The organism is Gallaecimonas mangrovi, assembly GCF_003367375.1.
Classification (GTDB): Bacteria; Pseudomonadota; Gammaproteobacteria; order Enterobacterales; family Gallaecimonadaceae; genus Gallaecimonas; species Gallaecimonas mangrovi.
The window spans coordinates 3,817,825-3,831,737 of sequence record NZ_CP031416.1; the positions used below are offsets into that span (position 1 = coordinate 3,817,825).

The following is a 13,913-nucleotide window of genomic DNA, read 5'->3' on the forward strand; positions in this document are numbered from 1 at the left end:
GGCCATTAACTGCTGCTTCTGCCTCTTTGGTTAAAAGGACTCAACCCCACTATGCAGAACCCCTTACGCCGTCATGGCGGCATTTTCATCGCCGGCCTACTGATACTGGTGACAGCTATTGCAGCGCTCTGGTACTGGCAGCGGCCGGTGGCGGTGGTCAATCGCACCAGCATAAAAACGCTATATGCCGTGAGCCTGCTCGATTTATGGTCGGCGCGCACCCATGCCCTTCCCAGCACCGATGAAATCAACGCCAAAGTCGCCCAAGCATTACAGCAGCACCAAATACAGGGCGAGCTGACCGTTGGCGACATTCTCAGCCATGCCAAGGACATCGAAAAAATCAGAACCCGTGTCACCAGTGGCAGCAGTCTCATTAATGGCGTTAAACGCAATGCCAAGCTGGTGGAAATCAGTTTTTATGAGCGCAAGCGAAAGGTGCTTTACATCCTCTATTTCGCAACCTATCACCCTTACTGGTTACCGTTAAAAACCGAGGTGTTCTATGCCTACGGCTTTCGTACCCATCAGATAAAAAAGTACGGCAAGTGGCATCAAGCCCACCGCACTCCCAGACAGGTTTTAGAACAAGTTTATAAAGAGCAATTTGAGACGATCAGCGACTTATGGCACGGCGAAAATGACTAAGCGCAAACGGCAAGATAACAATCTGGATGCGCTTAACTGCATGCTTTCAAATGCTTACTCTCCGGCGTAGAGTCAATTGTATCTTGCGTTATCAGGTTTACGGTTATGGCAAATGCCGCGTCTTTTACTCCCATTAAAGCTGACCCTAAGGCTATTTTTACCATCAATGCCTGTACCCGCCCTTTTCGCTTAACAGGGCCCCGGTTAGAACTCGAAAAGCGCGGGCCGCTTAACCTTATCCATAACTATGGCCATGGTGGCAGTGGCTGGTCATTATCTTGGGGCGCGGCGGCGCAGGCGGTGACGCTTGCCAAAGCCACTGGCGCAACGTCATTGGCAGTTGTGGGCTGTGGCGCCATTGGCATCACAACCGCCATAGCCGCCCAGCAGGCCGGTTTTCAGGTCAGCATTTATGCCAAAGCGGCGTTGCCGGGGGCCAATTCTGCCTTTGCTACCGGTATTTGGTCGCCCGATTCACGCATTGTGGCCAAGCCTTATGCCAGCGATTTTGCGCCGCGCTGGGAGCAAATGGCGCGCTACGCCTTCGCCCGCTTTGTGAGCTTGCTGGATGAGCCTAGTAAACCGGTGCAATGGCTACCGGTTTATAACCTTTCCAGCCATCCTTTTGGTGAAAGTAGTCGCCACGCCCTACCTGGCGAACCGGAGTATCCGCACTTTGAACAGCAGCTTTTAACCGACTTAACCCCGCAGCCCGAAGATTTGGTAGCAGGTAGCACGCCTTTTGCGCATCTGCATGTGCGCCGCGAACGGTTGCTGATGTTTAACCTCAGCCAGTATGCCGACTATTTAATGCAGCAATTTAAAGAGGGTGGCGGGCAAGTGATTTATGCTGAGCTTCAAAGCGGCGAAGACTTTGCCGCCCTGGGCCATGGCACGGTAATTAATTGCACCGGCTTTGGCGCCAAAGCGTTATTGGGCGACCAGCAGTTAGTACCGGTACGTGGCCAAACCTGCCGTTTACCGGCCCAGGCCGCGGTGCATTACGGCATCCGAGATTGGGATACCGGTATTGCCGCTTACCCACGCCGCGATGGCCTGTTAGTGCAAGCCCAGGCAGCAACCGACTTTAATAACCCTGATGCCAGCATTGTTGAGGCAGAATCGGTAACCGCGGTTAAGCACTTGGCGCACCTGGCTGCCAGCATGCGGCGATAAAAAAACGGCAACCCACAGGCTGCCGTTTTCAACTGCTTAAAGGCCATTACGCCGGTACATCAAAGGCCAAAAAGCGGGTGCCATCTTCGGCAACAAAGGCCTTTTCTTCACCGGCGCTCAGTTCCAGGCCGTCGCCCGCACTCAGGGTTAAGTCACCTCCACGAATAGCACCGTCAATCACGTGCAGGTAACGTTTGCGGCGGCTTTGCGCCTTAAAACTCACCTCGTCGCCACCATCAAGCCGGTACTGCGCCAGTTCGGCGTTTTGGTTGATGGCAAGCAAGCCACCAACACCTGCCAAAATCACCTTGCCTTTTTGTTCCGGCACATTGGCTTCTTGGTAACTCGGCGCCAGACCCTGGGTATGAGGCGCAATCCAGATTTGCAGGAAGTGCACCGTGTCGGTGTCAGAACCGTTGTATTCAGAATGACGAATACCAGTGCCGGCCGACATGCGTTGCACCATGCCTGGCAGCAAGTGACCAACATTGCCTTCGGAGTCTTGGTGGGTCAGTTTGCCGTCCAGCACCACCGAGATAATTTCCATATCACGGTGGGGATGGGTGCCAAAACCGGCGCCGGGGGCAACGGTGTCGTCATTAATCACCAGCAAGGCGCCACTGCCGGTCCATTTCGGATCGTAATGGTGACCAAACGAATAGGTGTGTTTGGAGTTGAGCCAGCCGATGTTGGTTGGCAACCGCTCTTGGGCTTTACGAATACGCATAGCAACCTCCTTAATTTGATGCTGACAGCATGGCTTAAAGATAATCGAACAAAAAGCGCTTAAAATTGACACAATCTTTCGATTAAGTTGATTTAATGCCGATTCAAACGCTGTGGGACAATAAAGGCACATTCAGCCATCGCTTTTGTTCGGGAGGCCCCTTGGCATTGACCTTCGACAACCGTTTCGCGCGGGACTTTCCAAGCCTTTATAGCGCCCAGCCGGTGCAGGGGTTTCAACAGCCCGAGTTATTGCTGGTTAACCGTGACCTGGCCCAGCAGTTTGACCTGGACGCAACCGATGCCGAGCTTGCCGACTGGTTTGGTGGCCAAGGGGCCTTGCCGGGCGGCGCGCCACTGGCGCAAAAATACGCGGGCCACCAGTTTGGTGTTTACAACCCCTTTTTGGGTGACGGCCGCGGTTTGCTGCTAGGGGAAATCAAAGACAACCAGCAACAGTTTTGGGACCTGCACCTTAAAGGCGCCGGGCCCACGCCCTATGCGCGCCAGGGCGATGGCCGGGCGGTGTTACGCTCATCCATTCGCGAATTTTTAGCATCGGAAGCCTTATACCATTTAGGGGTGCCGACCACCCGGGCACTGTGCCTGGTCGCGGGGGAACTACCGGTACGGCGCGAGCAAGTGGAGCGCGGCGCCATGGTGACCCGCGCGGCACGCAGCCATATTCGTTTTGGCCATTTCGAGCATTGTTTTCATAAGGGCCTTCAGAGCGAATTAAAAGCCCTGAAAGACTACGTAGTAGAGCGCCATTGGCCCGACTTGGCAGACCAGCCCGATAAGGTCTTTTTCGAGCGAGTGGTGCATAAAACCGCGCAGATGATTGCCCACTGGCAGGCTTACGGCTTTGCCCACGGGGTAATGAACACCGATAACTTTTCTATTTTGGGTGACACCTTTGATTTTGGCCCCTATGCCTTTATGGACGACTACCAGCCGGGGCTAATTTGTAACCACTCCGACGATACCGGCCGCTACGCCTTTGATGCCCAGCCCAGCATTGCACTTTGGAACCTGAACTGCCTGGCCATGGCGCTAAGTCCGTTAATTGCTTCCGACGACCTGATTGCCGCCCTTAAGCAGTTTCAGCCAGCATTGGCCGGGCATTACTTAAAGCTGATGGGCAAACGCCTGGGCTTAGCGGCAGCCAGCAAAGACGACGCCCCTCTTATTAACAGCTTTTTGGAGCTACTGGCTGGCGAAAAGCAAGACTATAACTTGGCGTTTCGCTGGCTTAGCGACGCTGAAAAGGGCGCAAGTAAGCTGGCATGCCGTGACCATTACCTAGACCCTTCCCGTTTTGATAGCTGGGCCGAGCGCTACCTTCAGCGCCTAGCGGCTGATAGCGCCGATGACGCAACCCGCAAAGCCGTCATGGATGCCGTGAACCCTTTGTATACACTGCGCAATTACCTGGCACAAAACGCCATTAGTGCCAGTGAAAATGGCGACCATAGCGAACTGGCGCGGCTCTATAAGCTGCTTAAAAACCCCTTTACCGAACAGCTTGGTATGAGCGACTACGCCAAACGGCCACCAGACTGGGGCAAACATTTAGCTGTGTCTTGTTCCAGCTAACCCGCTACCTAAAAGAGACAAACATGGCCTTTGATGCACAAAATGGCAGCTTGATGTTGCCCCTTAAAACCCGCTGGGAAAGCTTTGCTGAGGATGTTCAGCCCTGGCTGCAACGGCTTGAACTTAAAGTCGTTAAACAGGAAACTGGCGCCGACCGCCACCAGTGGTTCGTGGAATTTGAGGGTACCAAGCTACGCTTGGAATACGAAGATTTAGCCGATGCCACCTGGCTTGCCGCCGATGACGACGAAGGCCTCGAAGTATTAGCTTTTCTAGCGGGTTGGGCCGGGCTTTAATCCCGCCGGGAATTTGCGTTTTTGATAGCACCGACTACATAAGGAGATAGCCAAGTAACCTGAGGGACTAAGGTGCACCAGTCAGCCAAAATTCTTGTTGTGGACGACGAAGCCATCATCGCCATGGATGTGGCCGAGCAGTTGGAGGAATTCGGGTATCAGGTGGTCGGCATTGCCCACTCTGGCGAACAGGCCATTAAGCTGATCAAAGAAATGCAGCCCGACTTGGTGTTAATGGACATCGTACTCGGCGCCGGTATCGACGGCATTCAAACAGCCGCCAAGGCCAAACAGGATGCCAATATCCCCTTTATTTTCCTAAGCGCCTTCAGCGATTTAGAAACCGTTACCCGCGCTGCCAATACCGCCCCTTACGGTTATCTCACCAAACCCTACCAAGCCAATGAGTTAAGAGCTGCCATTGAAGTGGCGCTAACCAAGGTGCAGTTAGAACAGGCACTGGTGGAATCAGAGGCCTGGTTTTCCAATATTTTAAAAGCCGTAGACGACGGCATTATTGCCGTCGCGCCCGACTGCGGCGTCAGTTTCACCAACCCCACCGCCAGCAAAATGCTGGCCTTGGACAGCAAAGACATTAAGGCCCAAAAAGCCCAGCAGCTTTTTAGCCTAAGCCCCAGCGCCAATGCAGACCACGCACTGCACCCACTGGAGCAGGCGATGAAGCTCGACCAGGTGCTTCCCATTGTCTTTGGCGGTTACCTGAGCTGTGTTTCCGGCGTAAAAATGCGGGTGGATTACACCGCTGCCCCCATTCGCGGCAATAACGGCGACAACAGGGGGGCAGTAATGGTACTGCGTGACGCCGGGCCGCGTCTGGCCATGGAAGCGGCCCTTAAAAACAGTGAAGAACGCTTCCAACAGGCGTTTATGCATTCGGCCGTCGGGCTGGCGTTGGTCACCATGGACGGGCGGGTCATGCAAACCAACCCGGCTTTTGAAGGCCTGTTGCAAGTGCGCAAGGAAGACAACGTGCACCTGAGCCGCTACTTAGTATCTAACCTAGACCGGGACCAGCTCACCGGTAAATTGCACCAACTGCTGGGCGGGCGTGTACCGGCGGTGCAAATGGAAATGCGCTTTAAAAACCCCAAAGGTGGGGTGAAATGGATGCTTACCACTATCTCCCTTATTCATGATGAGCACGCCGAACCCTGCTACTTCATCTACCAGTTGAACGACCTTACCGAGCGAAAAGAGGTTGAGCTGGAACTGCACCAGTTGGCTAACTTTGACGACTTAACCGGGCTAATGAATAGGCCCAAGTTGCTAAAAGAGCTGAATCAGCTGATCGTCAGCAGCGCCATTAATGACGAGTCATTTGCAGTGGTTTTTATCGACCTTGATCACTTCAAAGACATTAATGATTCTTTAGGCCATGCCATTGGCGACAAGTTATTAGCCGAGGTTGCCAGAAGCATGCATTCAGGTACGCGCAGCAGCGACATTCTGGCCCGTTTAGGTGGCGACGAGTTTGTGGTGTTAGTGCCGCATATTCGCGGCCCTGAAACCGTGCAACGGGTTGCCAACATCTTGGTCAAGCGCCTCAGTCAGCCTTTTGATATTGACGGCAAGGAGCTGCAAATTGGCGCCAGTGTTGGCATTAGCATGTTCCCCACCGACGGCGATAACAGTGAATTGCTGCTGCAACACGCCGATGCGGCGCTTTATACCGCCAAAACCGAGGGCCGTGGTTTGGTCCGCTTTTACGACCCCACCATCACCCAGCAACTGAATAAACGTTTGGCGATGGAATCGGCCCTGCGCCATGCCATGGAAGATGGCGAGCTTTATCTGCACTATCAGCCCATTGCCGCCCTTCCCGACCTTAACGTTATTGGTGTAGAGGCGCTGCTGCGCTGGCAATACAAGGGCCAGCAGATATCGCCTTGCGACTTCATTCCGTTGGCTGAAAAGACCCAGTTAATTAACCCTATTGGCAGCTGGGTGTTAGAACAGTCCTGCAAGGAAGTGAAGCAATGGCATAAGGCCGGGCATCGGCTTAGCCTGTCGGTGAATGTGTCACCGGTGCAGTTTCGCGACCCAAGATTTCTTGAACAGGTCAGCCTAGCCCTTGAGTACAGCGGCCTGGAATCGCGTTACTTGGTGTTGGAAATTACCGAAAGCGCCTTGTCAGATCCCAAATTGGCATTAACGGTCATGGCCAGTTTGAAAGCGCTGGGAGTAGGGGTTGCCGTGGATGATTTTGGCACAGGTTATTCATCGCTTTCTTATCTCAAGCTTTACAGCCCGCACATTTTAAAAATTGACCAAAGCTTTGTACGGGATCTGGAAAAGGACAGCAACGACGCCGCCATTGTTAATGCCACTATTGCCATGGGCAAACAACTGGGCATGAAAATTGTGGCCGAAGGGGTAGAAACCGAAGGCCAACTGCAACACCTGCTCCAGCAAAAATGCGACCGGGTGCAGGGCTACCTGTTAGGTAAGCCGATGAGCGGCAATGACTTGTTGAGTTCTTTGTTATGAGTAAAGCTCCCCGCTCTTGGCTGCCGCTACTGCTGTTAGTGGCAATGGTGGTAACCGGGCTGATGCTGCCTCGCCATAACCATTCTTGGGCGCTTACCGTCGTATTTTTGGTCACCACCTTGCTGCTATTTGGCTGGGTGTATTACCAGCAAAAAGCCTTTGCCGCCGCTAACCGGCAACTACAAGCGTCGGAAAGTCACTACCGTTCTCTTTTGGAGTTAGCCCCTGAGGCCGTTGTTTTAGCCGATGCCAGCGGCACCATTCGCTACGTTAACCAGCGCACCATGGACCTGTTTCGCGGCAACTTCGACGACTTTGTCGGCCAGCAGGTGGAGCTGTTGATCCCCGAGCACTTGCACCAACGCCACCGCCATAGCCGTAGCCAATTTGCTAAAACCCCCAAACTGCGCGATATGGGCTCGGGGCTTGAGCTAAAAGGCCGGCGTTTAGACGGCGAAGAATTTCCTATCGATGTGATGCTAAGCCCCATGGACCGCGATGGCGACTTACACGTAATGGCCATGGTTAGAGACGTGTCAGACAAAAAAGCGGCAGAGCACCTTATCAAAGTGAGCCTGGCGGAAAAAGACGTGTTACTTAAAGAGGTCTATCACCGGGTAAAAAACAATATGCAGGTGATTGCCAGCCTGATGCGCATGCAGGCGCGTAGTGCGAAAAACGATGAGGTAAGGGCAGGCCTTACTGATGCAGCCAGCCGGGTAAGGGCAATGGCGCTAGTGCATGAAAAGCTCTACCAGTCGAAAAGCTTAAGCCAGGTAAGCTTTGATATTTACGCCGACAGCCTCATTGATGATTTGCAAAGTACCTTTGGCCGCGAGGGAATTAAGGTAAAAACCGAACTTGCGAAGTTGGAACTGCACCCGGAGGTGTTGATCCCACTGGGGCTTATCATCAATGAGCTGATTGCCAACAGTTACAAGCATGGTTTAAGTGAAAGCGAAGAAGGCCTTATTACCCTGCTTTTTGCCAAGCAGGGCGAGCAGTACCGGTTAACACTGCAAGACTCCGGGAAGGGCTTGCCCGCCAACTTTTCACCACAAAGTAGCCGTTCTTTAGGCATGAAACTGGTCACCACCTTAGTCGCGCAGCTACAAGGTGAATTGACATGGCACAACGACAATGGCGCCTGCTTTGAGGTGCTGATACCGGCTGACCAGCTTCCCCAAGCCAGCCCAATGCAGCGCCAATATTCAGGCTAGGCAGATGGTATTGCGGCCAGCACTTTTGGCGCGGTACAGCGCATCATCCGCCGCCTTTATCCATTGCTGGGCATCTTGCATATCATCGGTCAATTCAGCGATACCGGCGCTGATGGTAATGCGAATGGCTTTATCACCGATAACCGCTGGCTGTTCTGCCAAAGCATTGGTGAGCCGGTCCGCCAGCTGGCTGGCCTGCGCCGCGTCGGTATCCACCAGCAGCAGTGCAAACTCCTCACCACCATAGCGCCCCGCCTTATCGGTGGTGCGCAAACTGCCATTAAGTAGCTCAGCGGTATGCTGCAACACCTTATCGCCCACCGGGTGGCCGTAGGTATCGTTAACCTGCTTGAAGTGGTCGATATCGAACATCATCAAGGTACTGGTGTAATTAGAGCGGCGACAGCGGGCAAACTCTTCGGCCAGCGCCAGCTCCCAGGACCGCCGGTTAAGTAACCCGGTCAAAGGGTCGGTACGCGACAATACCGATAAACGCTGATTGGTATCTTCAAGGGCTAGGCGGTTATTGGCCGCTTCGGTAACGTCGTAAACAATGATGGCCATTTTATCGACCTTACCGCCGCTGCTGATGGGCATAAACGTCAGGTTTTGATACATGGCAGAAGAGCGACCGGTGAGCGCCCGATAAGAATAAAACGGAAAGAGGTGCGGGCGTTGTTCCCAGGTTGAAAAGGCCAGGGTTTCCAAGGCAATAACGGTTTCGGTTTTTTGCTTTAACCAGTCTTGGGGAAGGTTGGAAAACACATCAAACAGCGATTTACCGGCAACCTCTTCGGCTGATTTATTGGCATGGTTAGCCATAAAATCATTCCAAAAGTGCACCTTGTACTGGCGGTCGAGGATCACCAAGCCAACATCCATGGTTTGCAGGACATCCAGCAATTGCTGTAATTCAACCAACGACAGGCTCATCATGTTAATTCACCAGTTGGTAGAGCCGCTTTTCGAGCATCGGCAGCGAAGCGGGGGTGATCAGCAACACCAATTGCTGGTTAAGATGATGTTCGGGTATTTGATAACCAAAGCGAATACATAAGATGGCTTTGTCACCCAACTCGTCCAGTAACCGCTGTTCCCCCTGGGCGAGTAAAATGGGGTGGCCATGGCTGAATGCCAGCTCCAGCTGCGAGGCGATGCCCTTAAGGCAAACGCCAATCAAAATGGACGACATTTCAATCAACAGTGCCTGGCTATTGCCCTGGTTACCTTCTTGCCCCATTAAATGCGCCATGGAAATGGCTTCTTCACCAGACAATTCCACCAAGACTTCACCGCAGATCCCCGCGCCCACAAAGCCTTGACTGATCACCTGGTGGCCAGGTTGGCTTTGCCACTGCTCTATTAGCATTTGTACTTCGGTGGCAGGCATGGCCTGAATACGCGGTACCGGGATCTGCACAAACACATTAAAAATGCCGGCCATGGTACCTGCTGCGCGGCCCATGGCCACATTAGCCACTTCCCGCAGCACTTCGATACGGTCGATGCTGGACTCTTCTTCAAGCTCGGCGCTGGGTAACTGCAGCGTCTCTGTCTCGATGAGCCCTAGCGCCAACAGCTCGCTGAGCAATTGTTCACGACTTAATGGCTTGGGCAGAAAGGAAAGGGCGCCAAGCGCTTTGACTTTTTCACGGGCCTTGGGCTGTACATCACCTGAGATAACAATGACCTGGCAGTCTGCTTGCTGAGCACGCAACTGCGCCAGCACCTGATAACCATCCAGGTCTGGCATATTCAGATCTAAAAACAACAAATTCCCTTTGCCTTGCTCAATCAGCTCTAGGGCTTCTTTGCCACTTTCAGCAAAGTGCTGCTGCTCAGCAAAACCGCTAGGGAGCGAACGGGCCAGAAAATTTCTGGCAAGGCGGGAATCGTCACACAGGATGACTTGGTATCCCAAGGCCGACTATTCCTAATCAAAAAACGCGCGATAGTGTCGTTTCTTTAGTCAGCAATAGTCAACCTCAAAAAAGCATTTGCGTTAGAAACATTTCACATTTTGCCTAGGAAACAGCCTTTCCGTTACCCAGTCTGAGTGCTGGCCAAATCAATAAACAGGATAAAACGATGGATAACAGCAAATCGCTAGGCCAGTGCATGCCCAGCAGCAGCCGCGAGCCCATCACCACCAGCGCCCAGGCCAACACCAGCAATAAACTGCCCCATGCCCCGGCTAACCACAGTAAAACGCCGGCATAAAGTGCCAAGGAGGCGGCAAACTGGCTGTGTCCCGAGGGTAAAGAATAGCCACGCTCAGCGCGCCAATGCCGTTTTAACCATTGCGGAATAGGCGACTTATCAATAAGTTGGCGCTGCCGCGTGGCACTGTCTTGGTAGAAATCAGCGTTATGGGTTTTATCAAGATATTGCACATAGGGCCGTGCTTCTTTGAAGTGCCACTTCAGGTAAGACTTCACCCCTGCGCCAGCCAATAACGCCAGTAACAAACAGGCACCGTGGCGCAGTAATTGTTGACGGCTCCATTTGAGCCGCCAATGTAAAAATAACAGGGCGGCGGCAGTGGTTAATAACGCAAAGGGAAAGGAGCCGGTCAGGGTTAACCAAAACCAGGGCTGGCGTTCACCTAAGCTCTGGCTTATCTGCCAATGCCAGCCAAAAACCCATACTGATATTGGCAGCAGCGCCAATAACATGGCCAGGCATAGCAGTCTTACAACAAGGGACATCTTGATCTCCACGATTACAGGCTCTATTCTCACGGCCCGTCAGAATAGACGGTCAACTGTAACCCGGGTTCCCTCACCCCGACATCAAAAAGGTATGCCATGTTTAGTCATTCTAAAGCCCGCGCATTGGCCTGGCTTATCGGCTTTCATATTCTGGTGATCGCCGCATCCAATTACTTGGTTCAAATCCCCTTTAGTCTTTTTGGCTTGCACACCACCTGGGGCGCTTTTACCTTTCCCTTTATCTTCTTAGCCACCGACTTAACGGTTCGGTTGCTGGGCGCGGAGCCAGCCAGGCGGGTGATCTTCTGGGTTATGCTGCCAGCCCTTTTCATTAGCTACGGGGTAAGTGTGGTATTTCCCCATGGCCACTTTGCAGGCCCATCGGCGTTAAGCACCCTCAATACCTTTGTGGCGCGTATCGCCTTAGCCTCTTTTCTGGCCTATGTATTGGGGCAGGTTTTGGATGTGCAGGTTTTTAATCGGTTACGGCGGTTAGGCCCGTGGTGGCTGGCACCTGCCGCTTCAACGGTATTGGGTAACTTGTTTGACACCTTGGTCTTTTTCGGCGGCGCTTTTTATCAAAGTACAGATCCCTTCATGGCCAGTCACTGGCTGCAAATCGCCTGGATGGACTACGCCTTTAAGCTGCTCGTTAGTCTGGCTTTCTTCCTGCCACTTTATGGGATGCTGTTAAATGGCCTGTTGAAGTGGCAGCGTTATCAGCCAACCACTGCCTAAACGCCGCCATCGGCATGGGCCGGGCAAAGAGATACCCCTGGCCCATTTCTACCTCATGGGCGTTTAAAAACTCATATTGGCGCTGCGTTTCGATGCCTTCGGCAACCAGTGTTAACCCCAATTTGTGGCCCAGCTGCATGATGGCTTCCAACACTGGCGCTTGTACCGAACCACTGTCGAGGGCCGAGACAAAACTTTTGTCTATCTTCAGGTAATCCAGTGGTAGTACTTGCAGGTAGGCCAACGAGCTATGGCCGGTACCAAAATCATCCACGGCAATTTGAATACCAGCCGCCCGGCAATCTTTAAGCTGGGTAATCACCATTGCTTGGCTGTCAATTAGCTGCCTTTCCGTCAGTTCCGCAACCAACTGCAATGACGGCCCTAACCGTTGCTGTAAATGTAATAAATCCGACGTTAAGAGCCCTTGCTGCAAATGAGCAGAAGCGATGTTGATTCCCACCTTTAAAGGCCCTTGTGACCAATGCGCAAAATCGTTGCACAACAGCTCAAAGAGGTGGCGCGTCAATGGCACTATCAGGCCCGTTTCTTCGGCGGTACGAATAAAGATATCGGGCGAGATAAGCCCTTGTACCGGGTGGCGCCAACGCATGAGCACTTCCACCCCAACAGGCTGTTTGCGGCTGAGAGCAAACACCGGTTGATACATTAAGAAGAACTCGTCGTTCTTCATCGCCTTTTTAAGTTCGCTGCCCAAACCTTGTTTTCGATTGAACAGCAGATAGCTCAACAGGCCCAACACCACTGACATCAGCAGTGAAATCAACAAAACCCAACCGTGGTAGAAGGAGGTACCGACAAAACCGGCCGCTTCCACCCGAAAGCCCAGCGAGCTGGTGGCTTGGCCAAAAGGTTGTTTGTGAGGCTGGTAAGGGACCAGGCGGTCAGGATTGGTGAGCATCACCATATCGCCAACCACCAGTGACATGCGCTCTCGTGGCACGCGCTGCATTTGATTCAGTAAATCAAACAGATGCTGGCCATCAATAACAGCCATGATGCCTTGGGAAAGATCCGGTTTACCGCGCCAAACCACCAAACCTATATGCCCCGGTGCCAGAGAGCTGCCCGGGATCAACGTCAGCAGTTGCTTACCCATATTGTGAGGGGCCCATTGCTGCAGGCCATTTTGAGGAATGCTGCCCTTGAATGAATGACAAATGCGGTTGGGATAGGCCATGGCAATGGCACGTACATACACATCTAAGGCGGCTGTTTTGGCCAGCTGATTGCGAAGGCGGCTACATGGTAGGTTTTGCATGGACTCGAGCGGGCCGAACTGGTCAATAATGGGCCTGACCATTTCTTCAACCAAGCGCTGGGTGTAATGGGCGGTGAGGTTCGCTTGCTCTTTCTGCTCGCTACGCCAAGCAACTTCAAGCCCCCAAGACAGCGCAATAAACACCACCAGCGCAATAGATGCGCTTATTAGCCAGGCTCTTTGCCGTCCTAGTGAGGCGGGATCTTTTAGCTGAGTCGCCATGGATAGCTTACCGACGCAATACTTAGACCCGCGCTTGGATCAGGTAAACACAGCGGCGCCCTTCCGACAGAAGGTGTTCTTGTCTTTCGATTTTGGCTTGCTCACCCAAGCATTGGCTAAACAGCGATAGCTCTGAGCGGCAAAACTGCTGGCACTGCTGAGCGGCAGTGCAAATAGGGCAGTGATTTTCTATTAGCAGCCATTGGCCTTGACCATCGTATTCAACTTCAGCCATATAACCCTCCGCAGAACGTAACTGCGCCAACCGGTTAATTTTGGCTTCCAAACTCCCTTCGTTAGCCAATGCCAATTGATAAGCCTCGCGCATTTGCCCCTCGCGATGCTCAATCAGAGCTTCAAGACCTTGTTCGCCAAAGACACTTTTCACTCCGTCTATTAGTGTAAGTGTCAAATCTGCATGGCGCTCCGGAAAACGCGCATGTCCGGCATCCGTCAACCGCCACACCCGGGCGGGCCGACCGATACTGCGCTTTTCCATTGAGCTCTCTACCAGCCCTTGCTGCTCGGCTAACAACAGATGCTGACGCGCTCCCATGGCGGTCATATCCAAGTCAGCCGCCAACGACTGCGCTGTTTGGGCGCCACGGGTTTTCAGAAGATAAAGTATACGATTAATACTGAGCATAGGCTCATTATGTGCGGGAATAGCGATAAGACTCAACGACATTGAAACCGTGGTGAGAAATTAAACACATCGGCTTGACATTTAAATGATAATTATTACTATTTGAATGGCGTTTTAAATAACGCACTGATGCAGTCCAGACGC

At 52.8% G+C, this 13,913-nt stretch carries 13 protein-coding genes; 7 read left to right on the top strand and 6 right to left on the bottom strand.

The window, feature by feature from the left end; genetic code table 11:
• Positions 1-51 precede the first annotated feature (51 nt).
• Together DW350_RS18185 and DW350_RS18190 are read left to right on the top strand one after the other, a co-directional pair.
• A complete protein-coding gene (locus DW350_RS18185; protein ID WP_115720295.1) occupies positions 52-648 on the top strand; it encodes a hypothetical protein in 597 nt (198 codons plus the stop codon).
• Between the two features lie 105 nt (positions 649-753).
• The gene (locus DW350_RS18190) at positions 754-1,824 is read left to right on the top strand and encodes an FAD-dependent oxidoreductase (RefSeq protein ID WP_115720296.1); all 1,071 of its coding nucleotides are present in this window, start codon (positions 754-756) and stop codon (positions 1,822-1,824) included.
• Positions 1,825-1,870: 46 nt separating this feature from the next.
• Here DW350_RS18190 and DW350_RS18195 read toward each other — a convergent pair whose 3' ends face one another.
• Positions 1,871-2,551 carry a pirin family protein gene (locus DW350_RS18195; protein WP_115720297.1) on the bottom strand — a complete coding sequence of 227 codons (681 nt, stop codon included), beginning with the start codon at positions 2,549-2,551 and terminating at the stop codon, positions 1,871-1,873.
• 161 nt (positions 2,552-2,712) lie between these two features.
• On the opposite strand from DW350_RS18195, the gene DW350_RS18200 reads away from it, so the two are divergent.
• The 4 genes from DW350_RS18200 (at position 2,713) to DW350_RS18215 (ending at position 8,170) form a co-directional block, all read left to right on the top strand.
• Positions 2,713-4,146 carry a protein adenylyltransferase SelO gene (locus DW350_RS18200; RefSeq protein ID WP_115720691.1) on the top strand — a complete coding sequence of 478 codons (1,434 nt, stop codon included), beginning with the start codon at positions 2,713-2,715 and terminating at the stop codon, positions 4,144-4,146.
• Positions 4,147-4,169: 23 nt separating this feature from the next.
• Entirely contained in the window at positions 4,170-4,442 is a 273-nt protein-coding gene (locus DW350_RS18205) for a DUF3630 family protein (RefSeq protein ID WP_115720298.1), read from the top strand.
• A gap of 72 nt (positions 4,443-4,514) precedes the next feature.
• Complete coding sequence (locus tag DW350_RS18210; protein ID WP_115720299.1) at positions 4,515-6,950, top strand: EAL domain-containing protein; 2,436 nt, start codon at positions 4,515-4,517, stop codon at positions 6,948-6,950.
• Positions 6,947-8,170: a sensor histidine kinase gene (locus tag DW350_RS18215; RefSeq protein ID WP_115720300.1), complete on the top strand. Its 1,224-nt coding sequence runs from the start codon at positions 6,947-6,949 to the stop codon at positions 8,168-8,170. The genes DW350_RS18210 and DW350_RS18215 overlap by 4 nt, the downstream gene beginning before the upstream one ends.
• On the opposite strand, the gene DW350_RS18220 is transcribed toward DW350_RS18215, so the two are convergent.
• The 3 genes from DW350_RS18220 to DW350_RS18230 form a co-directional block, all read right to left on the bottom strand.
• Positions 8,162-9,106 (bottom strand): GGDEF domain-containing protein, encoded by a 945-nt coding sequence (locus DW350_RS18220; protein WP_115720301.1) that lies wholly within the window; start codon positions 9,104-9,106, stop codon positions 8,162-8,164. The two genes, DW350_RS18215 and DW350_RS18220, sit on opposite strands and share 9 nt — an antisense overlap.
• Position 9,107: 1 nt before the next feature.
• A complete protein-coding gene (locus tag DW350_RS18225) occupies positions 9,108-10,091 on the bottom strand; it encodes a response regulator (RefSeq protein ID WP_115720302.1) in 984 nt (327 codons plus the stop codon).
• Positions 10,092-10,194: 103 nt separating this feature from the next.
• A complete protein-coding gene (locus DW350_RS18230; protein WP_115720303.1) occupies positions 10,195-10,878 on the bottom strand; it encodes a phosphatase PAP2 family protein in 684 nt (227 codons plus the stop codon).
• A 99-nt stretch (positions 10,879-10,977) separates the two neighbouring features.
• Between DW350_RS18230 and DW350_RS18235 the strand changes: the two genes are divergently transcribed.
• Entirely contained in the window at positions 10,978-11,619 is a 642-nt protein-coding gene (locus DW350_RS18235; protein ID WP_115720304.1) for a 7-cyano-7-deazaguanine/7-aminomethyl-7-deazaguanine transporter, read from the top strand.
• Here the strand turns inward: DW350_RS18235 and DW350_RS18240 are convergent.
• Together DW350_RS18240 and DW350_RS18245 are read right to left on the bottom strand one after the other, a co-directional pair.
• Complete coding sequence (locus tag DW350_RS18240; protein WP_115720305.1) at positions 11,534-13,123, bottom strand: EAL domain-containing protein; 1,590 nt, start codon at positions 13,121-13,123, stop codon at positions 11,534-11,536. The genes DW350_RS18235 and DW350_RS18240 overlap by 86 nt on opposite strands.
• Positions 13,124-13,145: 22 nt before the next feature.
• Positions 13,146-13,769 carry a helix-turn-helix transcriptional regulator gene (locus DW350_RS18245; protein ID WP_115720306.1) on the bottom strand — a complete coding sequence of 208 codons (624 nt, stop codon included), beginning with the start codon at positions 13,767-13,769 and terminating at the stop codon, positions 13,146-13,148.
• Between the last annotated feature and the right edge of the window lie 144 nt (positions 13,770-13,913).